The organism is Thauera mechernichensis (genome assembly GCF_029588855.1).
GTDB lineage: Bacteria > Pseudomonadota > Gammaproteobacteria > Burkholderiales > Rhodocyclaceae > Thauera > Thauera mechernichensis.
Genome location: NZ_JARQZE010000017.1, coordinates 10860 through 32234, shown reverse-complemented (window position 1 = coordinate 32234; position 21375 = coordinate 10860). Strand labels below are relative to the sequence as shown.

Genomic DNA, 21375 nt, shown 5'->3' with positions numbered 1-21375 from the left:
CCCGCTCCGCCCACGAGCCCCCCCGGCCATGAAATGCCCCTTCTGCGGCGATCCCAACACCCAGGTCACCGACACCCGCGAGAATGAGGACGGTGACGTCGTCCGCCGCCGCCGCCGCTGCGTGAGCTGTGACAAGCGCTTCACCACCTACGAGCGCATCGACTTGAAGATGCCGCATATCGTCAAGCGCAACGGCAACCGCAGCGAGTTCGACCACGCCAAGCTGGCCGGCAGCATGAAGCTGGCGCTGCGTAAGCGACCTGTCACCATCGAGGCCATTGATGCTGCGGTCGACCGCATCGAAGCGCGCCTGCTCTCCATGGGCGAACCGGAAGTCCCGAGCGAGAAGATTGGCGAACTGGTCATGAAGGAGCTCAAGAAGCTCGACAAGGTGGCATACATCCGATTTGCATCCGTGTATCGCAACTTCGCCGATGTCGACGAGTTCTCGGAAGTGATCCGTGAGGTACAGAGTCGCCCCAAGCGGGGACGCGGTGCAGCAAACCCGCCTGCCACATCCGAAGATGACCTTTTCGGCAACTGACCATGCCGCGATGGCGCGCGCGCTCGCGCTCGCCCGGCGCGGACTGGAAAGCACTTCTCCCAACCCACGCGTCGGCTGCGTGCTGCTGCGCGACGGCAGGACGGTGGGCGAAGGCTGGCATCAACGTGCTGGCGAACCGCACGCCGAGATCCACGCCTTGCAGCAGGCTGGCGCCGACGCACGCGGAGCCACCGCCTATGTCACGCTCGAGCCATGCTCGCACTTCGGTCGCACGCCGCCATGTGCCGACGCCCTCATCGAGGCAGGCGTCAGCCGCGTCGTCGCGGCAATGGAAGACCCCAACCCGCTGGTGGCCGGCCGCGGCATGGCACGCCTGCGCGCGGCAGGAATCGTCACCGAACACGGCCTGCTCGACACCGAAGCACGCGAACTCAACATCGGCTTCGTGTCGCGCATGACCCGCGGCCGGCCCTGGCTGCGCCTCAAGGCCGCTGCCACCCTCGACGGCAAGACTGCGCTTAACAACGGCGTCAGCCAGTGGATCACGGGCGCGGAGGCGCGACGGGACGGTCACCGCTGGCGCGCACGTGCCTGCGCCATCCTCACCGGGATTGGCACCGTACGCGAAGACGATCCACAGCTGACCGTACGCGACATAGTCTGTGAACGTCAGCCGCAGCGCATCCTCATCGATGCGCGACTGGAGGTTCCCGCAGCGGCTCGTATTCTGCAGGGTGCTCCGATCCTGATCGCCACCGCGTGCGAGGAGCACGCGCGCATGGCGCCGTTGCTCGAGAGCGGACACCAGATCATCGTGCTGCCAGACACAAACGGGAAAGTAGCCCTACCTGCGCTGATGCGAGAGCTCGGCCGCCTCGGTTTCAACGAGATACACGCCGAAGCGGGACTGAAGCTCAACGGCTCCTTGCTGCGCGAGGGCTGCGTCGATGAATTGCTGCTCTACTTCGCACCCATGCTGGCCGGCGACACCGCCCAGGGGCTGTTCAACCTGCCCGCCCTGACCCGGCTGGACGACGCGACCCAACTCGATGTGACCGACATGCGCACGATCGGTCGTGACCTGCGCGTCATCGCACGTCCCAGACGCTGAACGCACGCTGCGTAACCAGCCCCTCAGTCAGGCGGCCGCACGCGCGCACACTGCACAGCCTGGATCCTTGCCGAGGCTGATGCTGCGCCACTCCATGTCTAGGCCGTCAAGCAGCAGCAAGCGGCCGTCAAGCGAGTTACCGCAGCCAATCACGAGCTTGAGCGCCTCGGCCGCCTGAGTGGTGCCAACAATGCCGACAATCGGAGCGAACACCCCCATGACGGCACAGCGGACCTCTTCAAGATCCTCGCCCTCCGGAAACAGGCAGTGGTAACAGGCGCTGTCGGCTCGGCGCAGATCGAACACCGACACCTGCCCATCAAAGCGAATCGCCGCCCCCGAGACCAGCGGCTTGCGATGCTGCAGACAGGCGCGGTTGATGGCATGCCGGGTGGCGAAATTGTCGGAGCAGTCGAGCACCACGTCCGCACGCGCAACTTCGGCAGCAAGGGACTCGCCCTCCAGCCGCAACTTGAGCGGCTCGACGCGCGTGAGCGGATTGAGCCGGTTCAGTGTCAGGCGCGCTGATTCGACCTTGGGCGCCCCCACCATGTCGGCCGTATGCAGGATCTGTCGCTGCAGATTGGTGAGATCGACCTCATCATCGTCAGCGATCGCAATGGTACCGACGCCGGCGGCTGCAAGATACATGGCAGCAGGCGAGCCCAGCCCCCCGGCGCCGATGATGAGCATGCGCGCGTCCAGCAAAGCCTGCTGACCCTCGACGCCGATCTCGGGCAGGAGAATGTGCCGACTGTAACGCAGCAGTTGCTCGTCATCCATTGCAGAACTCACTTGTACTCGCGCAACTCGGGCGGAGTGTCATCGTGGTCACCATGGGCATGGTGGTTCCATGCCTGGATATAGACCTCGTTCGACTGCTTGATCAGGCGCTCGGGCGAGAGCAGGTTGTGACGCTGGGTCTCCTCGCTGAAATACACGATTGCCCGCACCAGCCTCACATAAAGCGAGTTCTCGAGTGCAAAGCCGGCCTCGCGCAGCGCGTCCTCGAGCGTCTCGAGCGAATAGTCGAGCACCGAGTAGCGCACCACGACACACAGCGGGTCGGCCGTGCGCTCGATGTGAAGATCCTTGAGCAGGCGCAGCGCCCGCCAGGCCCTCTCCATCTGCCCCGGCGGCAAAGGCTTGAAGCGGATCTCACGCTGCTTGTGGATGTCCGCGCCCGGCACGGGACGATCATGATGCCTGCCTGCAAGCTTATAGGCGGTCTCCCTGCGCATCATGCCCCTCCCTTTATCATGGATTATTCCTGATTCTGGACGATCTGCTCACCCTTGAGAAGGCGGATAGCCTGCTGGAGCTGATGATCGTTCTCGCCGGCGAGCTCGAATCGGACCGGCTCGGCCTCCTCGGCATCGGCGCCACGACCAGCCTCTGGTTTCGCGGCCTCACCCTCGCCGCCCTTGCCGTTGCCAAGGTGGCCGACGAGGTCGGCCTCCCGCACACGGCGGCTCGACCCATTGGCGCTTTCCTCGACGACGACATCGGGCTCGATCCCCTTGGCCTGGATGGAGCGCCCACTGGGCGTGTAGTAAAGCGCCGTCGTCAACTTGATGGCGGTGTTGTTGTTCAGCGGCAGGATGGTCTGCACCGAGCCCTTGCCGAAGGTCTGCGTCCCCATGACGGTGGCGCGCTTGTGGTCCTGCAGCGCACCGGCGACGATCTCTGACGCGGATGCGGAGCCGGCGTTGACCAGCACCACCATCGGCACATCCTTCGCTGCGGGCGGCAACCGGCGCAGGAAGTCGTCCCGCGTGCCGCGCAGGTAGTCCGCAGGGGTGGCGCGGTATTCGCGCCGGGCATCATCGGTACGCCCATCGGTGGACACGACCAGCGTGTTGGCAGGCAGGAACGCCGCCGAAACGCCCACCGCGCCATGCAACAGACCACCCGGATCGTTGCGCAGGTCCAGCACCAGTCCCTGCAGCGGAGCGTCCGCAGCGAGCTTGTTGAAATGCTCGACCACCGAGGCCGCGGTGTTCTCCTGGAACTGCGCAATGCGCAGGTAGCCGAAGCCAGGCTCGATCACCTTGGAACGCACGCTCTGCACCTTGATGACCTCACGCGTGAGGGTGAGCACGATCGGACGCGACTCGCCCTTGCGCATGATGGTGAGCGTGATGTCGGTACGCGGTTTGCCGCGCATGCGCTTGACCGCGTCGTTCAGGCTCATGCCCTTGACCGGCGTTTCGTCGAGCTTGACGATCAGGTCGCCGGCTTGCACACCTGCCCGGAACGCAGGCGTATCCTCGATCGGCGAAATCACCTTGACGAAGCCGTCCTCCATGCCAACCTCGATACCCAGGCCGCCGAACTCGCCCTGGGTGCCGACCTGAAGGTCCTTGAAGGCCTCGGCATCGAGATAGGCCGAATGCGGGTCGAGACCCGACAGCATGCCGCTGATCGAGTCGGTGATGAGCTTCTTGTCCTCGACCGGCTCGACGTAGCCCTGCTTGATCGCATTGAATACGTCGGCGTAGGCACGCAACTCATCGACCGGCAGCGGCATCGGCGCGCTACGGTCGGCGTTTGCGGAAAAATTTAGGCTGATCATCACGCCGGCGACCACGCCGGTCATCACCAGACCGAACTGCTTCAGCTTGCTGCCCATGAAAACTCCGTTGTTTCGCCCACCCGGGCGCTCGTCCCGTGGCCGTAAGCTAGTTGAGCCGCACCCATTGCATCGGGTCCAGCGGCTGTCCTTGGTGGCGGATCTCGAAGTATAAACCCGAATCCTCGCCCCCCCCGCTGCTGCCCACGCTGGCAACCGTATCGCCACCGGCCACGCGATCTCCGACCTCTTTCAGCAAGGCATCGTTGTTGCCGTAGATCGAGAGATAGTCGCCACCATGATCGATGATGAGGAGGTTGCCGTAACCCCGCAGCCAGTCGGAGAACACCACCTCGCCGCCAGCAACGGCCTTGACTTCGGCACCCGCGCCGGTACGGATGAATACACCCTTCCAGGTTGTGCCGCTACCGGCTCTTTGAGCACCAAAACGGCCAACGAGTTCGCCCCGCACCGGGAAGCGCAACTGTCCGCGCAGTTGCGCGAAACGCACGCCGGTCGGCGTCGGCGTCGGCGTCGCACGCACCTCGCCAACCGCAGGCTCGGCACGGCGCGTGGGCCGCGATGCGGCACCCTCTGCAGGCTGGCGCTGCGCCTGTGCAGCCAGAGCGGCCTGCGCAGCGCGACGCTCGGCTTCGCGCTGCTCGGCGAGCCGACGCGCAGCCTCGCGCGCTGCGGCCTCGCGCGCCCTGCGCACCAGGGTATCGATGACCTTGGCCAGGCGCTGCTCGTCCTGCTGCAGCGTGCTGACCTGCTTCTTCTGGTCCTGCAACTGGCGCGAAACCTCCGCCAGCGCCTGTTTGCGCCGCGCCTGCACGGCTTCGAGCTCGGCCTGCCGACTGCGCTGCGTAGCCTCGAGCGCCACCAGGCCGTCACGGCGCGACTGGATCTCGGCGGCACGCGCCGCCGTCTCGCGCAGGTCTGTGCGCAGGCCATCGATCAGCCCCAGGCGCGCGCGCCCCAGGTGTTCGAGATAGTGCGCGTCACGCGCAAGCTGGTTCGGATCCCGCGCGGACAGCAGCGGCGCCACGCCATCGGCACCGCCATGCACGTAGTGACGCCTCAACCACTCCGCGAGTTCGCCACGCCGAGCCTCGATACGCTGCTCCGTGGCACGCTGTTCCGCCTCGAGCAGGCGGAGCATCTTCTCCACCTCACGGCGCTCGCCCTCGATGCGGGCAAGCTCCCGACGGACGCGCGACACGCCGCGTTCGGCCTCGACCACCGCCTCGGCAGCGCCGGAGCGCACCTGCTCGGTACGGGCGATGTCCTGCTGAAGATCCTGGATACGCTTCTTGAGGTCTTCGAGATCGGAGCGGCGCTCCACGATCTCGCCCCCCGACTGAGCCTGTGCTGCCGCGGGCGACGAGAGCACGGCGCCGATACAGGCTAGCGCCAGTCCCGCCAGCATTGCCCTGGAGCGATCACGCATGTTCGCTTCGACGCCCGGCACGAGAGTTCGGTTTCCCCGGATACGGGAAGCAATGCACGTACATCAGAATGCGCCTTCGTCCACCTGCAATAATCGTCGCCAACAGCGGCCACCCCTGCATCAGGGCAACACGTTATTTTATACTAGCGCTTTCCAATGAGCCGACTTCATCGTGAACAATGACGACATATTCGCCCTCATCGACAAGCACGAGCACATCGAAACCGCTGCTCGCGCCCTGAAGGCGATCGCCCATCCGCTGCGCCTCAAGATCCTGTGCGTGCTCGGCGAAGGCGAGGAGTGCGTCCAGGACATCGTCGATGCGGTCGGCACCTCGCAGAGCAACATCTCCCAGCATCTTGCCATCCTCCGCGACAAGGGCGTGCTGCAGACGCGCAAGGACGCCAACCGGGTCTACTACCGGGTAGGCGACCAACGCACCCTGCAGTTGATCGTCCTGATGCGCGAGGTCTTCTGCGGCGTAGAACCCGGCAAGAGCTGACCCCAACCGAACCCAACAGACGGAGCACCCCCTTTCGTGGATTTTCTGCAGCAGAACTGGTACTGGGCCGCCCTCGCAGCCCTCTCGGGCACCTGGCTCATGGTCGACATGATCCGCAACCGCGGCGACAAGAGCCAACTCTCGCCGATCGAGGCGACGCTCCTTGTGAACCGTGAAGACGCGGTGATCATCGATGTGCGCGAACAAGGCGAATATGCCCAGGGCCATATTCCCAACGCGCGCCACATCCCGCTCGGCGAGCTCGAGCGCCGCAGCAAGGAGATGGACAAGTACAAGAGCCATCCTGTGATCCTGTGCTGCGCCACCGGCAGCCGCTCCAACACAGCGATCAAGCAACTGCGCCAGGCGGGCTTCGAAAAGCTCTACAACCTGCGCGGCGGCATGATGGAATGGCAGAAGGCCGGCCAGCCGGTCAGCAAGAAGCGCAAATGAGCACTCAGCCCCGCGTCCGCATGTATGCGACCGCCACCTGCCCCTACTGCATTCGGGCAGAGCAGCTTCTTCTGCACAAGGGCGTCGGCGAGTTCGACAAGATCCGCGTGGACCTCGACCCTGCACGCCGCGAAGAAATGATGAAGGCAAGCGGGCGGCGAACGGTTCCACAGATCTTCATTGGCGACTACCATGTCGGTGGCTGCGACGACCTCCACGCACTCGACCGCGCAGGCAAGCTCGATGCATTGCTGCGTGGCGAGCCTGCCTGAAGCACGGACCAGCGCAACCGCCCTTTACTGAACGAACCCTGAACGGACTCTCATCCATGTCGGAAAATACCCAACCCGTCTTCTCCATCGAAAAGCTGTACGTAAAGGACCTCTCGCTCGAGGTTCCCGGCGCACCGCAGATCTTCCTCGAACGCGAGAGCCCGCAGATCAACGTTCAGCTGCGCACTTCCGGGCAGGCGGTCGACGAGGGCGTCTATGAGGTTGCGCTGACCGTCACCGTAAGCGCGAAGATCGGCGAGGACCGCACCCTGTTCCTCGTCGAAGTGGCCCAGTGCGGCATCTTCCAGATCCGCAATCTGCCCGAAGCCGATCTCGAGCCGGTGATGATGATCGGCTGCCCGAACATTCTCTTCCCGTATGCCCGCGAAGCGGTTTCCGACGCCGTCACCCGCGCCGGCTTCCAGCCCGTGCTGCTGTCGCCGGTCAACTTCGAGGCGCTCTATCAGGCGCAGCGCCAGCAGGCCAGCCAGGGCGCGCCTGCCGAAGTCCCCATTCAGTGAGACCACGCTCATGAACGCCGGGCATCGCAGGACCGCACACTGGCAGACCGGGCTACGGTTCCTGTCGGTGCTTGCCGCGAGCGCGGCCCCGGCCATGGCGAGCGCCCAGGCGATCGAGTTCCGCTCGCTCGGCGAGGAGGCAGTCGTCCGCGACGCACCCTCGCCACAAGGGCGACAGCTGTTCGTGCTGCGTGCAGGCACACCACTCGAGATCATCGTCACTCAGGACGGCTGGGTACGGGTGCGCGACCCTGAAGGCAGCCTGAGCTGGATTGAAGGCCATGTGCTCGTGCCGCGACGCACCGTGATGGTGTCCGTGGAACGCGCAAGCATCCGCCGGGAAGCTCGCGAGGATGCAGCCGTGAGCTTCGAAGCCACACGAAACGTCGTGCTCGATCTCGTCGAGCCGGCAGCGGTGGGCTGGGCGCGCGTGCGCCATCGCGACGGCGTCGAGGGCTACGTGCGCGTGAGTGAGGTGTGGGGCCTGTGAAGCGCTGCCGCATTGCCGTCTTCGGCGCGGGCGCCTGGGGCACCGCGCTCGCCCAGGCTTTCAGCGCGAGCCACGACGTCTGCCTGTGGGGCCGCGACCGCGTACATCTCGGCGAGATGGCGGATCGCCGCGAAAACCTGCGATACCTGGCGGGCGTTCGGCTCCACGACGCCTTGGCCATCGAACCCGATTTTGAAACTGCGGCACACCGCGCCGACCTTCATCTCGTCGTGACCCCGCTGTCCGGGCTGCGTGACACCGCACGCCAGCTCCACCGCCTGCAGCCGGCGACCCCGCTGCTATGGGCCTGCAAAGGCTTCGAGGCGGGTACCGGCCTGCTCCCGCACGAGATCGTGGCCGAAGAGCTCGGCAAGGATGCGCCGTGCGGGGTTCTGACTGGCCCGAGCTTCGCCGCAGAGGTCGCACGCGGACTGCCTGCCGCCATCACCCTGGCTGCCCACGACCCCGCTTTTGCCCGCCACTGGATCGGAGCGCTGCATCAACCGCGCCTGCGCCTGTACGCCAACACCGACCTCGTCGGCTGCGAAATCGGCGGCGCGGTCAAGAATGTGATGGCAATTGCTGCGGGGGTCTCCGACGGCATGGGCTTCGGCCTCAATGCCCGTGCCGCGCTCATTACGCGCGGACTGGCCGAAATCGCCCGCCTCGCCCAGGCGCTGGGCGGTCGCGCGGAAACGCTGATGGGCCTTGCCGGCATGGGCGACCTGATCCTGACCTGCACCGGCGACCTTTCACGCAACCGGCGTGTCGGCCTCGCCCTGGCTGCCGGAAAGACGCTGGACGACATCCTGCGCGAACTTGGTCATGTTGCCGAAGGGGTATCGACGGCGCGCGAAGTGGTGGGGCTCGCCCATCGCCACGCCATCGAGATGCCGATCTGCGAGGCGATCGACGCCCTGCTCCACCACGGCCTCAATGCTCGCAAGGCGGTTGAGCTGCTGCTCGCCCGCGACCCCCGCGACGAGTAACCCGCATGGACCGCGCAGTGCTACGGGCCGCATCGGCTCGGCGCCGTAGCATGCGACGTCGATCTGCAGCCATCGGGCGCTAAACCGCAAGCGCCCCGGCAAAATCGTGCTGGCGCCAGGCCTCATAGGTCACGATCGCGACCGAGTTCGAGAGATTCACGCTGCGATTGGTCGGGCGCATCGGGATGCGAATGCGCTGCTCCGGCGCGAACGTATCCAGAACGGCGTCGGGCAAGCCCCTGCTTTCGGGACCGAAGACGAGAACATCGCCGGGCAGCCAAGCCACCTTGTCATGACGTACCGTTCCGCGCGTAGTGAGGGCGAACATCCGGCGGCCAGCAAGTACCTCCAGGCAATGCGCCCAGTCCGAGTGCACGCTCACGCAGGTGAGGTCGTGGTAATCGAGCCCGGCCCTGGCCAACTGCTTGTCCGTCAGGTCGAAACCGAGCGGCTCGACCAGATGCAGGCGGCAGCCGCTGTTGGCCGCGAGGCGGATCACATTGCCGGTATTGGGCGGAATCTCGGGCTGGTAGAGGACGATCTCGAACATCGGGGCCCATGCGGAAACGGAAGGGGTATCGGGCGCGCACTGTACCGCAGCACGGCCTGTTCAGTAAGGGGCGGGGGTACGCGCGACCACCAGGTTGCCCACCCACGCCGCACCGCGCAACTTGAGACAGCGTGCAAGTTCGTCGAGGGTGGCGCCCGTAGTCATCACGTCATCCACCACGATGACCCGCTTGCCATGGAGTGCGGTGTCGCAGCCGAAAGCGCCGCGCGGATTGCGCAAGCGTGCCGCGCGGTCCAGGCCGGCCTGCGGCTCGGCGTTGCGCACCTTGGCGACAAGGGCGAGCGCGAGCGGCAAGCCCCTTGCTCTCGCATAGGGGCGTGCGATCTCGACTGCCTGGTTGAACCCACGCTCGGCCAGGCGCAGCGGATGCAATGGCATCGGCAATACCAGGTCCGCATCGCCGCCGAAGTCGCGCGCAAGCGCGATGAGCGCATCGGCAAAGAATGATGCCAGCGCGAGTTGATGCCGATACTTGAGCGCATGCACCATCGCATCGACAGGGAATGCGAAATCGTACAGGGCGCGTGTCGCATCGAACGCGGGAGGCGTACGCTGACAGGCTGCGCACTCGGCCCCCGCCAGCCCCGGCAAGGCGCAACGCGGGCACGCCGTTGCGGGACGCCGCGGCAACTCTGCAACGCAGTGCTCGCACACAGCCTGGCCACCCGCATTCGCTCCGCAGACGAAGCAATCCTGCGGCGCAAGGACGTCGGCGACGCGTTGCCACAGGGCGAGCAGATCAAGCGCGGAGTTTGACAAGTTTTCTTCCGATGAAAGAACATGCGCACCTCGCAATTACAGCCCGGAATGCCGCTCATGACAACGGTGTCGAAGCCGCCAGACCGCAACCCGCAGCGATGAGCACCGATACCGCCCCGGTCTTCGCGCTCGACCGCGCACTACTGCGCCGCCGCTGCGAGCGTGCAGCGGGCACGGTCGACGGCGCCGACGTCCTTGCCCGCGAAGTCGCACGGCGAATGGATGAGCGTCTCGACTACATACGCATCGCGCCGCGGCGCATCCTCGACCTCGGCTGCGGCACCGGCGCAGACCTCGCCCGCCTCAGCGCACGCTTCCCCGAGGCAAGTGTACTCGCCGCCGACTTTTCTCCCGCAATGCTGGCCCGGGCCGGCGCGCGCACGCGCGCGAACACCACGGGTGGTCGCGGCCTGCTCGACCGCCTCTTCGGCAGGCATCCCGCAACCCCACTGCCGCACCTGGTGGCCGACGCTGCAGCGCTGCCGCTGGCGCGAGCGAGCCTGAGCCTGATCTGGTCCAACCTCATGCTGCCCGCGCTGACCGACCCTTTGCCGGTATTCAAGGAGGCTCACCGCAGCCTCGAGGTGGGCGGACTGCTGATGTTCTCCACCCTCGGCCCCGACACGCTGCGCGAACTGCGTGCGACCCTGCCGACCACCCACGGCGAACGCGTGCACCGCTTCATCGACATGCACGACCTCGGCGACGCCCTTGTGCAAGCCGGTTTCTCCGACCCGGTGATGGACATGGAAGTGCTGACCCTCACCTACACCGATCTCGACACCCTGTTCGCCGACCTGCGTGCCTGCGGCGCACGCAACGCAGCGACGAACCGCCCGCGCGGCCTGTCCGGGCGCAGCGGCTGGCAAGCCGCGCGCGCCGCATACGAGCGCCTGCGCAAGGACGGCCGACTGCCCGCAACCTTCGAGATCATCCAGGGCCATGCCTGGAAAACGGCAGCGAAGACCACCGACGATGGCCGCAGCATCGTGCGGTTCCAGCCTCGCCACGGCGGACGCTGACCCCGACACGGAAGCCGAACAAGATGCCCCGCACCCCGATCTGGCTATTCGACCTCGACAACACCCTGCACAACGCCAGCCCGCACATCTTCCCGCACATCAACCGCAGCATGACGGACTATCTCGAGCAGCACCTCGGGCTGGCCCGCGGCGAGGCCAACGCCTTGCGCACACACTACTGGCACCGCTACGGCGCCACGCTGCTCGGCCTGATGCGCCACCACGGCACCGATCCACGCCATTTCCTGCACGAAACTCACCGCTTCGACCGCCTGCACGAAATGATGGTATTCGATCGCGCCCTGCGCGGCATGCTGCGCAAACTGCCCGGTCGGCGCTTCGTGTTCTCCAACGCACCCCGCCATTATGCGAACGCCGTCCTCGACATCATGGGCGTGTCCGATCTGTTCGAGACAGTGATCGGCATCGAGGACCTGGACTTCCACCCCAAACCCGGCATTCGCGCCTATCGCAGCCTGCTGAGTGCGCACCGTCTCAACCCGGCGCACTGCATCATGCTCGAAGACTCAGCGGTGAATCTGCGCACGGCCAAGCGCCTGGGCATGCGCACGGTGCTGGTTGGCCGAGGTCTGCGCACGCCGGGGTATGTGGATCTGAAGCTGGCCTCGATCCTAGACCTGCGCCGACGCCTCGGCGCCCTGCTTGCCTGAGGCGATCAGACCGCGGAGCGACGCATGTAGAGCGCCCCTGCACCGTACCCACAGGGCAACTCAGCGCCATCGGCAGCAAAACCAAGCCCGCGCCAGAAATCGACCGCATCGGCGAGCGCGACCAAGCCGAGAGCCTGCAGATTGCTCGCCCGAGACCAGGCCTGCACCTTGCCGAACAAGGCCCGTCCAAGGCCCAGCCCGCGCGCTGCGGGCGACACCGCGAGATCGTGCAGGAAGCCCTGCTCGAGGACGTCCGGCAGGCGCTCGATCGGCGCATGCAGGCGAGGAACACCCGACGACCAGGGGTGAGCAAAGACATAGCCGAGTGCCTTACCCCCATGCTCGGCAAACCAGCACGCAGCGGGCGCGAGTGCGAGCTTGCGGGCGAACACCTCGGCGCCCTCCTGGTAATCGTCGCCGTAGGCGAGGCGCTGAATTGCCAGCACCGCGCCAAGGTCAGCCTGCCGCATCGGTCGCAGCGTCACGCCGTTTGCCACCTCCTCCATCTCCATCCACCCGCTCACGCGCCGGCTTTCATCCAGCGCGCGGCGTCGAGCGCGTAGTAAGTGAGGATGCCATCCGCGCCCGCGCGCTTGAAGGCAAGCAGCGCCTCGAGCGCACACGCCTTCTCGTCGAGCCAGCCATTGGCCGCAGCCGCCTTGAGCATCGCATACTCGCCACTGACCTGATAAACGTAGGTCGGCACCTCGAGCTCCTGCTTGACCCGCCGCACGATATCGAGATACGGCATGCCCGGCTTCACCATGAACATGTCCGCCCCCTCTGCGATGTCGAGCGCAACCTCACGGATCGCCTCGTCGCTGTTGGCCGGATCCATCTGGTAGGTGTACTTGTTGCCCTTGCCCAGGTTGCCCGCGGAACCGACGGCATCACGGAAAGGGCCGTAGAAGCTCGAGGCATACTTGGCCGAGTAGGCGAGGATGCGCGTGTGGATGTGCCCGCCCGCATCGAGCTCGGCACGGATGCGCCCGACCCGCCCATCCATCATGTCGGAGGGTGCCACCACGTCCGCGCCCGCCTGTGCATGGCACAGCGCCTGCTTGGCCAGCGCCTCGAGCGTCTCGTCGTTCATGACATAGCCGCGCGGGTCTGCGGGATCGATCAGGCCATCCTGGCCGTGGCTGGTGTAGGGATCGAGCGCGACGTCGGTGATCACACCAAGCTCGGGGAAACGCGCCTTGAGGGCCTGGACGGTGCGCGGCACAAGACCATCGGGATTCCACGCCTCCTCAGCCCCCTCGGTCTTGCCTGCGGCATCGATGACTGGAAACAGCGCCAACGCCGGCACACCCAGCGCCACCGCCTCCTCGGCCACCTTCAGCAGGCGGTCGATCGACACCCGCTCCACGCCAGGCATGGACGGCACGGCCTCGCTGCGCGCGCTGCCATCGAGGACGAAAACCGGGTAGATGAGGTCGTCCGCAGTCAGCACATGCTCGCGCATCAATCGCCGCGAAAAATCGTCACGACGCATGCGGCGCATGCGGATCGAGGGGAATGCTCCAGTCGGTCGCATAGTGTGTTCTCGCTGTTCTCGCAAATTCTCAAAGGCTGCCCGGGCAGTGGCCGCGGAACTTCCGGCCGAAGTCATGCATCTTAGCAAGCAGATGGCGCCCGGCCGCTTGCCGGCCATCTCCCGCTTCACCTCCCTGAGCGGGTGCCTCACGCCCCGTGAGGCATTTTTGGCCCCCGACTAAGTCCCCTGGTCGGGGGCTTTTGTTTCCTCTCCAGCTTCATCGGGGGGCGCAGCCTCCCCGTTGAGCCAGCCACCGATCACCCTCTCCGCCTCCTCCACGCCGCTCTTCTTCAAGCTCGAAAAGAGTTGCACGGTAACGAGCGGGCCGAGCGGACGCAGCTGCGCTCGCACATCCTGCAAGGTCGCCGCAGCCGCGCCACGCGACAGCTTGTCGCTCTTGGTCAGCAGGACATGCATCGGTCGCCCGGTGCCAGCGAACCAGTTGATCATCTGGCGATCGAGCGGCGTGAGCGGGTGGCGCGAGTCCATGATGAGCACCAGGCCGATGAGGCTCTCGCGCTTCTTCAGGTAGGTCTCGATCAGGCCTTGCCAGTCACGCCTGACCTTCTCCGGGACGGCCGCGTAACCGTAGCCCGGCAGGTCGACGAGCAGCGCGCCATTGTTCAGACGAAAGAAGTTGATGAGCTGGGTACGCCCAGGCGTCTTCGACACGTAAGCCAGGCGGACGTGTCCGGCGAGCGTATTGATCGCGCTCGACTTGCCGGCATTGGAACGCCCTGCGAAGGCAACCTCCGGCCCGGAGGGCGGAGGCAGGCCGGATGGCTTGGCGATCGAGATCTCGAATTGTGCGTTGCGGAAAATTGGCATGAAGAATCGGCCGGAAAAGCCGGTTGGCTGCGGGATAAACCCCACTTCGCATCGCGCAAGCGGGGTTTCGTGTTATAGAATACCGCGTTTGAAATAATCACTCACGGCTTTCCGAGGACATCATGATCAAGCGTTCCCTGCTGCTCTCGTCGTTGTTGCTGGTCGCCGGCAGCCTCCAGGCTCAGGACCAGGCTCCGGACCTCGCCAAGGCGAAACAGACCGCCGAGACGCTCTGCGCGGCCTGTCACGGCGCCGATGGCAACAGCCAGCTCTCGGCCAACCCGAAGATCGCCGGGCAGCATGAAGACTACCTCTTCAAGCAACTGCGCGAATTCAAGGGCTGGAACGGCAACACCCCGGCGCGTGAAAACGCAGTCATGTCGGCCATGGTCGCCGGCCTCGAGGAAGACGACATGCGGGCGCTGGCACGCTACTACGCCTCCTTCGAGCTGCAGCCCGAGCCGGCCAAGAACCTCGACACCATCGAGCGCGGCCGTGCCATCTGGCGTGCCGGTATCGCCGACAAGGGCGTACCTGCGTGCGCAGCCTGTCACGGCCCCGCCGGCGCCGGCATGCCTGCACAGTACCCGCGCCTGTCCGGGCAGTTCGCCGAGTACACCGAAGCGCAGATGAAGTCCTTCCGCGACGGCGTTCGCCACAACGACCCGAACAGCATGATGCGCATGATTGCGCTCAAGATGACCGATGCGGAAATCAAGGCCGTTTCGGACTACGCTGCCGGCCTGCGCTAAGCAACTGCAGTCCGCGGCAACGGGGGCGGCTCACCCGCCCTGGTTGCCGCGGCGGGCCGCAGCCCTGCCCTCCTTGAGCGCCGCAGCCCACCCTTCCGGCTGGTTTCCAGCCCCTCGGCGCCGATTCTTCGGTCCGCTCCAGCCGCCCCAGGCGAGCCCTGCGCTGCTGGCCCCGCGCGCGCGCGGCGCCGCTCCGGTGAGCCTCTGCGCCAGGATTGCGCCGCCTGAGATCGCCGTGCCGCCCCGCTTTCAAGTCCGCATGCAGAGGCGACGGTGGCGCCCCGCCCACGATCACGCTGGCGACCTGCCGCACGCCAGACCCTTGACGCCGAAGGCCGGCCCTCACTCAGGACCACGACAGCCATGAATTCCTCCAGCTCAAGCGCCGATCCCGCACGCAGCTTTCTGTCGGTCGATACGGCACGCGCAGCCATACTGGACTCACTCTCTCCGCTGTGCGGCTGGGAAAAAGTGGCTGTGCGAGCGGCGCTTGGCCGCGTACTGCGTACCGACGTCATCGCCCCTTACAACGTACCTTCGCATGACAACTCGGCGATGGACGGGTACGCGATCCGTGCTGCAGATCTCGATGCGGGCACCGACACCGCGCTCGCCGTGGTCGGCACGGCCTACGCCGGACGGCCGTTCTCGGGCATCGTCGGCGCGGGCCAGGCAGTGCGCATCATGACGGGCGCTTCGATCCCGCAAGGCGCGGACACCATCGTCGTGCAGGAGGTCGTGCGCCGCAGCGACGACCGGGTCTTCGTGCCTGCAGGCCAGAAGAAGGGCCAGAACCTTCGCCGCGCAGGCGAGGATCTTGCCGAAGGCGGGGTCGCCCTTGCCGCGGGCCGGCGCTGCGGCCCGGCGGAACTCGGCCTGATCGCCTCCCTGGGCATTGCCGAAGTGGATGTATACCGGCCACTGCGCGTGGCATTTTTCTCCACCGGGGACGAGATCGCCTCGATCGGCCGGCCGCTCTGCCCTGGCGAGGTCTATGACAGCAACCGCTACACCCTCTTCGGCGCACTGTCCCGGCTGGGCTGCGACTTGATTGACATGGGGGTCATCCCCGACCGGCCCGATGCGCTGGAGGCGGCCTTTCGCGACGCGTCGGAAGCGGCCGACGTGATCATCACCAGCGGCGGCGTCTCGGTGGGAGAGGCGGACTTCATCCGCGAGATGATGGCGCGCATGGGCGAGGTCGCGTTCTGGAAGTTGGCGATCAAGCCTGGACGGCCGATGGCCTTCGGCCGCATCCGCAATGCAGTGCTGTTCGGACTCCCGGGCAACCCGGTCGCCGTCATGGTCACCTACTTTCAGTTCGTCCAGGACGCGTTGCTCAAGCTCATGGGCGTCACCCCACTGCCTCCCGCCCAGCGCTTTGCCGTCCAGGCGGCCTTCACCCTGCGCAAGCAGCCAGGACGGACCGAGTACCTGCGCGGACGCCTGCAGCGCGACGGCGCGGCATGCTCGGTCGCCCTCGCCGGCGCTCAGGGCTCGGGCGTGCTCAGCTCGATGTCGGAGGCCGACTGCTTCGTCGTCCTTCCCGAGGACTGCCTGTCGGTGCAACCGGGCGACACCGTTTACGTTCAACCCTTTCACGGCCTGCTCTGAGCAGCCATCCTCCCGGACCCCAAGCCATGACCCAGGACGAACTCAAGAAAGCCGCCGCCCATGCCGCGCTGGACTACATCACCGAGGGCACCATCGTCGGCGTCGGTACCGGCTCGACGGTCAACCACTTCATCGACGCCCTGGCCGGCATGCGTGAACGCATCCGCGGCGCCGTATCGAGCTCCGAGGCGAGTTCGGCCCGCCTGCGCGCGCACGGCATCGACGTGTTCGATCTGAACAGCATCGACACCCTCCCTGTATACGTCGATGGCGCCGACGAGATCGACGCAGGCTTCGCCATGATCAAGGGCGGCGGCGGCGCCCTGACGCGCGAGAAGATCGTCGCCGCGGTTGCCGAGCGCTTCGTGTGCATCTGCGACGCCAGCAAGCGCGTCGACGTGCTTGGCCGCTTCCCGCTACCGGTCGAGGTGATCCCGATGGCGAGCAGCCACGTCGCCCGTGCGCTGCGGCGCCTGGGCGGCGAACCCCGCATGCGCGAGGGCTTCGTGACCGATAACGGCAACCTGATCCTCGACGTCCACGGCCTGTCGATCGATACCCCGATCGAGATGGAAGCGCGCATCAACCAGATCGTCGGCGTCGTCACCAACGGCCTGTTCGCCGAGCGCGGCGCCGACATCCTGCTGCTGGCAACCGCCGGCGGCGTCGAGCGCTACGTTCGATAGGGCGGAGCAAATCAGGACGGCAAGAGCAGAATGAAACAAAAGCTTAACAAACGCCTGCTAGCCTTCCATTTCTTCCGACTGGACCATGGCAACAATGACTCAACACACTCTTAAGCAGTTCGACGTCGAACTCGAAGAAATCCGCCGCGGCGTACTGCAGATGGGCGGTCTGGTCGAAACCCAGGTCGCACGCGCGCTGGAAGGCCTGGCAAGTGGCGACCTGGCCCTGCTGGATGCGGTTACAGCGGGAGACAAGGAAGTCAACCTCGCGCAGATCAAGCTCGATGACGAATGCAGCCGGCTCATCGCCCGGCGCCAACCTGCCGCCACCGACCTGCGCTTCGTACTGTCGGCAATCAAGGCCGTGGCCGACCTCGAGCGCATCGGTGACGAAGCCAAGAAGATCGCGAAGGCAGCCCGCCGCCTGCATTCGGCCGACGTCCCTTTCACGCCGCGCGTGGGCCTGAGCCAGTCCGCTCAACTCGTGCTCGAGATGCTGCGTACCGCGCTCGACGGCTTCGCCCGCGCAGACGCCAGCCACGCTCAGGAGATCAAGCTCAAGGACGCCGAGGTCGACACCCAGTTCAAGGGCACGATGCGCCAGCTCATCACCTACATGATGGAAGACCCGCGCACCATCACCAGCAGCCTGGAGACGCTGTTCATCGCCAAGTCGATCGAGCGCATCGGTGATCACGCGATGAACGTCGCCGAGCACGTCGTCTATATGGTGAGCGGCGAAGACGTGCGCTTCGAAAACACGCAAGCCGTGCTCGGCGGAAAGCACTGAGCGTCCGCACGAATCGAAGCCGCGGTAAAAGAAAAACGGGGATGCGCAGGCATCCCCGTTTTTCTTGCCGATCGCCCGGGTTCAGTTGCTGGGCGGTACGTAGCCTGAGACCTGATCCGCGCCACCTTCGAAGAAGTGCTTCTCCATCTGTTCGGCGAGGTACTTGCGCGCGCGCGCATCCATCAGGTTGAGGCGGTTCTCGTTGATCAGCATGGTCTGGTACTTGACCCACTGCTGCCATGCCTCTTTCGAAACGCTCTCGAAGATGCGCTTGCCGAGCGCGCCCGGAACCGGCGGAAGGTCCAGACCTTCGGCCTCGCGACCGAGCTTCACGCAGTTGACCATGCGAGCCATCTTTCAATCCTCTCTGCTGTCGGGTTCATTGATACACGAAGCCCCGATTCTAGCCGATTCGGCGCAAACCCTAGGCGCCCATCCGTCCCGACACCGTCGCGCGGTTGCGCCCCTCGCTCTTGGAGCGGTAGAGCGCCTCGTCGGCCGCCGCCACGAGCGCATCACCACGTCGGGCGTTTGCCGGGAAGCGCGCAATGCCCACGCTCGCGGTAACACCCACTTCATCACCCTCGAAGCAGAATCGCGACGCCGCGACCGTCTCAAGCAAACGGTGCGAAAGCTCGAGCAACTCATCAATGCTCGCATCGGGCACAAGCAGGGCAAATTCGTCGCCACCGATACGGAAAAGCAGTTCGTTCCTGCGCACGATGCGCCCGAGCGCCCGTGCAAGTCCAACGAGCACCTCGTCTCCGGCCTGGTGCCCGAATGAGTCGTTGATGGGCTTGAAGCCATCGAGATCGAAAGCGAGCAGGCCCACTGCCGAATGTCGCCGCTCGGCGTCCGCGAGCAAGCGCTCGAGCTCCTCATGGAAACGGCGGCGATTGTAGAGCCCGGTCAGTTCGTCGCGCACCGCCAGCTCTACCAACTGCCGCGAGGTCCGGCGTGCCTCGCTCACGTCCTCGTAGATCCACACCCGGCCGATACCTCGCCCCTGCTCCCCCCCCTGCACGACGGCCGAGCGATCGGTCACCACACGACCATCAGCGAATACGAACTCGTGCTCCTCGCTTGCGGATTCCCGGCCACCCACCACCGCATCGATATGACCGAAGTACGCTTCAGGATCTGCCAGCACGTGCGCGGCCTGGCGCTTGAGCACGGCCTCCCTGCTGCCGACCAGCTCCGTAGCGGGCGGATAGGCCCAGATTTCGAGCATGGCGCGGTTGTGGTAAAGCACGCGACGGTCATGATCGATGAACAGGATCCCCAAGCGGATCAGATTCAAGAGGGCCGACAAACGCTGGCGCTCGTCGTTGCTGCGCAACAGGTAGTGCTCACGCAGGGCCTGAGCGCGGCGCAACTCGGCCACCGTCTCGAGCAATGCGTACTCGGCCTCCTTGCGCGCCTGGATATCCTCGGCCGACAGGCGCAGGCCGCCAGCCCGACGCCGCCAGTGCATGGCGACCCACACCACCCGCCCATCGCGCGCCACCAGACGCAACTCGAAATCCTGCGGCAAGCCGGTGTCGAGCACCTGCCTGGCCATGCGCCGACAGAAATCGCGATCCGACTCGTGGAGCAGGAACGCAAAGAAGTCCCCGGCCGCAATGCAGTCGGCAGGCGCCTGCGCGGTGAGCCGGCCAATCGAGGGACTGATCCAGGTCAGACGCAGCGCCTCGTCGAACAAGGCCTCGACGCCGTGAACGCCCTCGGCCAGCTCGCGCAGGCTGGCGAGCTCATCGTCCCGGTCCAGCTTGCGCCCCCAGATCATAAGGTCTTGACGAACACCTTCGAGCGCCGCTGAAGGTTGTAGAGCTCGCGCTTCTGGCGCGGCAGCGCCTCCGGGCCGATCTCGCTGAAGCCGCGCTCGCGGAACCAGTGTGCGGTGCGCGTGGTGAGCACGAACAGGCGCTCCAGGCGCTGCAGGCGCGCCCGCCGCTCGATGCGCCGCAGCAGCTGGTCGCCGAGCCCGGCTCGGCGATACTCGGGCATGACCGCCAGGCAGGCGAGTTCGGCCGCGTTGTCCTCGCTGAACGGATAAAGCGCTGCGCAGCCGACCAGAACACCATCGTGTTCGACCACGGTGAAGCGTTCGATCTCTTGTTCCAGCAGTTCACGCCCGCGCCTGACCAGGGTGCCGTCGGCCTCCATCGGCGATATCAACGACACCAGCGCCGCCACGTCGTCCACCGAGGCCTCACGCAGGCGGAACAGCGGGTCGCGCGACACCACCGTACCGACGCCGGCATGGGTGAAGAACTCGAGCAGCAGGCCGCCGTCGAGGTCGCGATCGATGAGGTGGCAGCGTGCAACACCCTTGCGTACTGCACGAATCGCACTCGGCAGGAAGAAGTGCAGGTCCTCGGTCAGGCCTTCGCCAGTGTCGAGCTTGCGCTGGGCCTCGTCCGCGGTGACCGACTCGATGAGCAGGCCTGCCTCGTCAAGCAAGCCAGGGGCGTCGCAAAGGTAAATGAGCTTCTCGGCCTTGAGTGCGATCGCCACCGCCTCGGCCACTTCTTCCATGGCCAGATTGAAGATCTCGCCGGCCGGCGACACGCCGAGCGGCGTGATGAGCACAACGTTCTGCTGGTCGAGGTCGGCGTTGATCTCGTCGGCGATGATCTTGCGCACGGCGCCGGTGTACTGGTAATCGACGCCTTCCATCACCCCCACTGGCCGCGCGGTGATGAAGTTGCCACCGGTCACGCGCATATAGCTGCCGGCCATCGGGGTATTGGGCAAGCCCTGGGAGAGCAGCGCCTCGACCTCGAAGCGGGTCACCGCCATGGCCGACTTGACGCACTCGAGCGCCTCTGCATCGGTGACGCGCAAACCGTGGTGGAAGCGCGACTCCAGGCCGCGACGAGCAAGCTCGGCGTCGATCTGGGGACGCGCGCCATGCACCAGCACGAGGCGGATGCCGAGCGCCGCGAGAAGGTTGCAGTCGTAGGCGAGGCTTTGTGCGCGCTCACCGGCTGCCACCTCGCCACCGAATCCGACGACGAAGGTACGGCCGCGAAAGGCGTGGATATAAGGCGCCGCGCCGCGCACCCAGGCGACGAACTGAGCCGTGGCGTCATCGACCCGCGGCACGGTGGGAGAGGAAGAAGTAGATCCGGGGCTGGCGTTGTTGTTTTCGGCGCTCACACATTCACCGCTGCTGAAGCCGGGCGTGCGCGCGGGCTGCCCGGCCAAATGGAATTGATGCCGGAATTCTAGCCCGGATCCTCCGCCGCAGCGCGGCCCTCGCCGCCGAAAGGGCGGT

The 21375-nt window shown here is 65.9% G+C and carries 26 protein-coding genes; 14 read left to right on the top strand and 12 right to left on the bottom strand.

Annotated elements, in window-relative coordinates; translation table 11 throughout:
* Positions 1 to 28 precede the first annotated feature (28 nt).
* Positions 29 to 544: a transcriptional regulator NrdR gene (gene nrdR / locus P7F68_RS16740; RefSeq protein ID WP_002931684.1), complete on the top strand. Its 516-nt coding sequence runs from the start codon at positions 29 to 31 to the stop codon at positions 542 to 544.
* Positions 525 to 1616, top strand: coding sequence for a bifunctional diaminohydroxyphosphoribosylaminopyrimidine deaminase/5-amino-6-(5-phosphoribosylamino)uracil reductase RibD (gene ribD, locus P7F68_RS16735; protein WP_277834835.1), 1092 nt, complete (start codon positions 525 to 527; stop codon positions 1614 to 1616). Before nrdR ends, ribD begins: the two co-directional genes overlap by 20 nt.
* Before the next feature lie 27 nt (positions 1617 to 1643).
* On the opposite strand, the gene P7F68_RS16730 is transcribed toward ribD, so the two are convergent.
* Genes P7F68_RS16730 through P7F68_RS16715 form a run of 4 tightly spaced genes read right to left on the bottom strand, consistent with a single transcriptional unit; the run spans position 1644 to position 5638 of the window.
* The gene (locus P7F68_RS16730) at positions 1644 to 2399 is read right to left on the bottom strand and encodes a HesA/MoeB/ThiF family protein (protein ID WP_277834833.1); all 756 of its coding nucleotides are present in this window, start codon (positions 2397 to 2399) and stop codon (positions 1644 to 1646) included.
* Positions 2400 to 2407: 8 nt separating this feature from the next.
* Positions 2408 to 2857, bottom strand: coding sequence for a hypothetical protein (locus P7F68_RS16725; RefSeq protein WP_277834831.1), 450 nt, complete (start codon positions 2855 to 2857; stop codon positions 2408 to 2410).
* 23 nt (positions 2858 to 2880) lie between these two features.
* The gene (locus P7F68_RS16720; RefSeq protein ID WP_277834830.1) at positions 2881 to 4248 is read right to left on the bottom strand and encodes a S41 family peptidase; all 1368 of its coding nucleotides are present in this window, start codon (positions 4246 to 4248) and stop codon (positions 2881 to 2883) included.
* A gap of 49 nt (positions 4249 to 4297) precedes the next feature.
* Positions 4298 to 5638, bottom strand: a complete 1341-nt coding sequence (locus P7F68_RS16715; RefSeq protein ID WP_037982611.1) for a murein hydrolase activator EnvC family protein — start codon at positions 5636 to 5638, stop codon at positions 4298 to 4300.
* A 172-nt stretch (positions 5639 to 5810) separates the two neighbouring features.
* On the opposite strand from P7F68_RS16715, the gene P7F68_RS16710 reads away from it, so the two are divergent.
* The 6 genes from P7F68_RS16710 to P7F68_RS16685 are packed head-to-tail and all read left to right on the top strand — an operon-like array spanning position 5811 to position 8865.
* Positions 5811 to 6140, top strand: a complete 330-nt coding sequence (locus P7F68_RS16710; RefSeq protein WP_002929327.1) for an ArsR/SmtB family transcription factor — start codon at positions 5811 to 5813, stop codon at positions 6138 to 6140.
* Between the two features lie 36 nt (positions 6141 to 6176).
* Positions 6177 to 6593 carry a rhodanese-like domain-containing protein gene (locus P7F68_RS16705; protein ID WP_002938900.1) on the top strand — a complete coding sequence of 139 codons (417 nt, stop codon included), beginning with the start codon at positions 6177 to 6179 and terminating at the stop codon, positions 6591 to 6593.
* The gene (gene grxC, locus P7F68_RS16700) at positions 6590 to 6865 is read left to right on the top strand and encodes a glutaredoxin 3 (RefSeq protein WP_232431598.1); all 276 of its coding nucleotides are present in this window, start codon (positions 6590 to 6592) and stop codon (positions 6863 to 6865) included. Before P7F68_RS16705 ends, grxC begins: the two co-directional genes overlap by 4 nt.
* A gap of 56 nt (positions 6866 to 6921) precedes the next feature.
* Positions 6922 to 7386: a protein-export chaperone SecB gene (secB, locus tag P7F68_RS16695; RefSeq protein ID WP_002929331.1), complete on the top strand. Its 465-nt coding sequence runs from the start codon at positions 6922 to 6924 to the stop codon at positions 7384 to 7386.
* 10 nt (positions 7387 to 7396) lie between these two features.
* A complete protein-coding gene (locus P7F68_RS16690) occupies positions 7397 to 7876 on the top strand; it encodes an SH3 domain-containing protein (protein ID WP_002938908.1) in 480 nt (159 codons plus the stop codon).
* The gene (locus P7F68_RS16685; protein WP_002938912.1) at positions 7873 to 8865 is read left to right on the top strand and encodes an NAD(P)H-dependent glycerol-3-phosphate dehydrogenase; all 993 of its coding nucleotides are present in this window, start codon (positions 7873 to 7875) and stop codon (positions 8863 to 8865) included. The genes P7F68_RS16690 and P7F68_RS16685 overlap by 4 nt, the downstream gene beginning before the upstream one ends.
* A 79-nt stretch (positions 8866 to 8944) precedes the next feature.
* On the opposite strand, the gene P7F68_RS16680 is transcribed toward P7F68_RS16685, so the two are convergent.
* Positions 8945 to 9415 (bottom strand): tRNA (cytidine(34)-2'-O)-methyltransferase, encoded by a 471-nt coding sequence (locus P7F68_RS16680; protein WP_277834824.1) that lies wholly within the window; start codon positions 9413 to 9415, stop codon positions 8945 to 8947.
* A 60-nt stretch (positions 9416 to 9475) separates the two neighbouring features.
* Positions 9476 to 10195: a ComF family protein gene (locus tag P7F68_RS16675; protein WP_051018794.1), complete on the bottom strand. Its 720-nt coding sequence runs from the start codon at positions 10193 to 10195 to the stop codon at positions 9476 to 9478.
* A 98-nt stretch (positions 10196 to 10293) separates the two neighbouring features.
* On the opposite strand from P7F68_RS16675, the gene P7F68_RS16670 reads away from it, so the two are divergent.
* Both P7F68_RS16670 and P7F68_RS16665 read left to right on the top strand, forming a co-directional pair.
* Positions 10294 to 11217, top strand: a complete 924-nt coding sequence (locus P7F68_RS16670) for a methyltransferase domain-containing protein (protein WP_277834820.1) — start codon at positions 10294 to 10296, stop codon at positions 11215 to 11217.
* Positions 11218 to 11240: 23 nt separating this feature from the next.
* On the top strand, positions 11241 to 11888 hold the full coding sequence (locus P7F68_RS16665; RefSeq protein WP_277834818.1) for a pyrimidine 5'-nucleotidase: 648 nt from the start codon (positions 11241 to 11243) through the stop codon (positions 11886 to 11888).
* Between the two features lie 5 nt (positions 11889 to 11893).
* Here P7F68_RS16665 and P7F68_RS16660 read toward each other — a convergent pair whose 3' ends face one another.
* From P7F68_RS16660 to yihA, 3 genes are all read right to left on the bottom strand, one after another.
* Positions 11894 to 12400, bottom strand: coding sequence for a GNAT family N-acetyltransferase (locus P7F68_RS16660; RefSeq protein WP_277834874.1), 507 nt, complete (start codon positions 12398 to 12400; stop codon positions 11894 to 11896).
* 8 nt (positions 12401 to 12408) lie between these two features.
* Positions 12409 to 13425, bottom strand: a complete 1017-nt coding sequence (gene hemB / locus P7F68_RS16655) for a porphobilinogen synthase (RefSeq protein ID WP_002929357.1) — start codon at positions 13423 to 13425, stop codon at positions 12409 to 12411.
* Between the two features lie 177 nt (positions 13426 to 13602).
* Positions 13603 to 14253: a ribosome biogenesis GTP-binding protein YihA/YsxC gene (gene yihA, locus P7F68_RS16650; RefSeq protein WP_270069432.1), complete on the bottom strand. Its 651-nt coding sequence runs from the start codon at positions 14251 to 14253 to the stop codon at positions 13603 to 13605.
* A gap of 122 nt (positions 14254 to 14375) precedes the next feature.
* On the opposite strand from yihA, the gene P7F68_RS16645 reads away from it, so the two are divergent.
* The 4 genes from P7F68_RS16645 (at position 14376) to phoU (ending at position 18095) form a co-directional block, all read left to right on the top strand.
* On the top strand, positions 14376 to 15005 hold the full coding sequence (locus P7F68_RS16645; RefSeq protein WP_002929361.1) for a c-type cytochrome: 630 nt from the start codon (positions 14376 to 14378) through the stop codon (positions 15003 to 15005).
* A 363-nt stretch (positions 15006 to 15368) separates the two neighbouring features.
* Positions 15369 to 16619 carry a molybdopterin molybdotransferase MoeA gene (moeA, locus tag P7F68_RS16640; protein WP_277834814.1) on the top strand — a complete coding sequence of 417 codons (1251 nt, stop codon included), beginning with the start codon at positions 15369 to 15371 and terminating at the stop codon, positions 16617 to 16619.
* A gap of 26 nt (positions 16620 to 16645) precedes the next feature.
* Positions 16646 to 17305 carry a ribose-5-phosphate isomerase RpiA gene (rpiA, locus tag P7F68_RS16635; RefSeq protein ID WP_277834812.1) on the top strand — a complete coding sequence of 220 codons (660 nt, stop codon included), beginning with the start codon at positions 16646 to 16648 and terminating at the stop codon, positions 17303 to 17305.
* A gap of 94 nt (positions 17306 to 17399) precedes the next feature.
* Positions 17400 to 18095: a phosphate signaling complex protein PhoU gene (gene phoU / locus P7F68_RS16630; RefSeq protein ID WP_277834810.1), complete on the top strand. Its 696-nt coding sequence runs from the start codon at positions 17400 to 17402 to the stop codon at positions 18093 to 18095.
* 81 nt (positions 18096 to 18176) lie between these two features.
* Here phoU and P7F68_RS16625 read toward each other — a convergent pair whose 3' ends face one another.
* The 3 genes from P7F68_RS16625 to argA all read right to left on the bottom strand — a co-directional run bounded on the left by P7F68_RS16625 (position 18177) and on the right by argA (position 21203).
* Positions 18177 to 18449, bottom strand: a complete 273-nt coding sequence (locus P7F68_RS16625) for an oxidative damage protection protein (RefSeq protein WP_002929370.1) — start codon at positions 18447 to 18449, stop codon at positions 18177 to 18179.
* Between the two features lie 70 nt (positions 18450 to 18519).
* A complete protein-coding gene (locus P7F68_RS16620; RefSeq protein WP_002929371.1) occupies positions 18520 to 19881 on the bottom strand; it encodes a GGDEF domain-containing protein in 1362 nt (453 codons plus the stop codon).
* Positions 19878 to 21203 (bottom strand): amino-acid N-acetyltransferase, encoded by a 1326-nt coding sequence (gene argA, locus P7F68_RS16615; protein WP_277834872.1) that lies wholly within the window; start codon positions 21201 to 21203, stop codon positions 19878 to 19880. Before argA ends, P7F68_RS16620 begins: the two co-directional genes overlap by 4 nt.
* Positions 21204 to 21375 lie beyond the last annotated feature (172 nt).

Bases quoted from the DNA above. Each gene is read 5' to 3' on its own strand.
- P7F68_RS16660 (WP_277834874.1), bottom strand. From the start codon at position 12,400: ATGGAGATGGAGGAGGTGGCAAACGGCGTGACGCTGCGACCGATGCGG.
- hemB (WP_002929357.1), bottom strand. From the start codon at position 13,425: ATGCGACCGACTGGAGCATTCCCCTCGATCCGCATGCGCCGCATGCGT.
- P7F68_RS16620 (WP_002929371.1), bottom strand. From the start codon at position 19,881: ATGATCTGGGGGCGCAAGCTGGACCGGGACGATGAGCTCGCCAGCCTG.
- ribD (WP_277834835.1), top strand. From the start codon at position 525: ATGACCTTTTCGGCAACTGACCATGCCGCGATGGCGCGCGCGCTCGCG.
- yihA (WP_270069432.1), bottom strand. From the start codon at position 14,253: ATGCCAATTTTCCGCAACGCACAATTCGAGATCTCGATCGCCAAGCCA.
- secB (WP_002929331.1), top strand. From the start codon at position 6,922: ATGTCGGAAAATACCCAACCCGTCTTCTCCATCGAAAAGCTGTACGTA.
- P7F68_RS16670 (WP_277834820.1), top strand. From the start codon at position 10,294: ATGAGCACCGATACCGCCCCGGTCTTCGCGCTCGACCGCGCACTACTG.
- rpiA (WP_277834812.1), top strand. From the start codon at position 16,646: ATGACCCAGGACGAACTCAAGAAAGCCGCCGCCCATGCCGCGCTGGAC.
- nrdR (WP_002931684.1), top strand. From the start codon at position 29: ATGAAATGCCCCTTCTGCGGCGATCCCAACACCCAGGTCACCGACACC.
- P7F68_RS16715 (WP_037982611.1), bottom strand. From the start codon at position 5,638: ATGCGTGATCGCTCCAGGGCAATGCTGGCGGGACTGGCGCTAGCCTGT.
- P7F68_RS16720 (WP_277834830.1), bottom strand. From the start codon at position 4,248: ATGGGCAGCAAGCTGAAGCAGTTCGGTCTGGTGATGACCGGCGTGGTC.
- phoU (WP_277834810.1), top strand. From the start codon at position 17,400: ATGACTCAACACACTCTTAAGCAGTTCGACGTCGAACTCGAAGAAATC.
- P7F68_RS16680 (WP_277834824.1), bottom strand. From the start codon at position 9,415: ATGTTCGAGATCGTCCTCTACCAGCCCGAGATTCCGCCCAATACCGGC.
- grxC (WP_232431598.1), top strand. From the start codon at position 6,590: ATGAGCACTCAGCCCCGCGTCCGCATGTATGCGACCGCCACCTGCCCC.
- P7F68_RS16665 (WP_277834818.1), top strand. From the start codon at position 11,241: ATGCCCCGCACCCCGATCTGGCTATTCGACCTCGACAACACCCTGCAC.
- moeA (WP_277834814.1), top strand. From the start codon at position 15,369: ATGAATTCCTCCAGCTCAAGCGCCGATCCCGCACGCAGCTTTCTGTCG.
- P7F68_RS16690 (WP_002938908.1), top strand. From the start codon at position 7,397: ATGAACGCCGGGCATCGCAGGACCGCACACTGGCAGACCGGGCTACGG.
- P7F68_RS16725 (WP_277834831.1), bottom strand. From the start codon at position 2,857: ATGCGCAGGGAGACCGCCTATAAGCTTGCAGGCAGGCATCATGATCGT.
- P7F68_RS16645 (WP_002929361.1), top strand. From the start codon at position 14,376: ATGATCAAGCGTTCCCTGCTGCTCTCGTCGTTGTTGCTGGTCGCCGGC.
- P7F68_RS16730 (WP_277834833.1), bottom strand. From the start codon at position 2,399: ATGGATGACGAGCAACTGCTGCGTTACAGTCGGCACATTCTCCTGCCC.
- P7F68_RS16625 (WP_002929370.1), bottom strand. From the start codon at position 18,449: ATGGCTCGCATGGTCAACTGCGTGAAGCTCGGTCGCGAGGCCGAAGGT.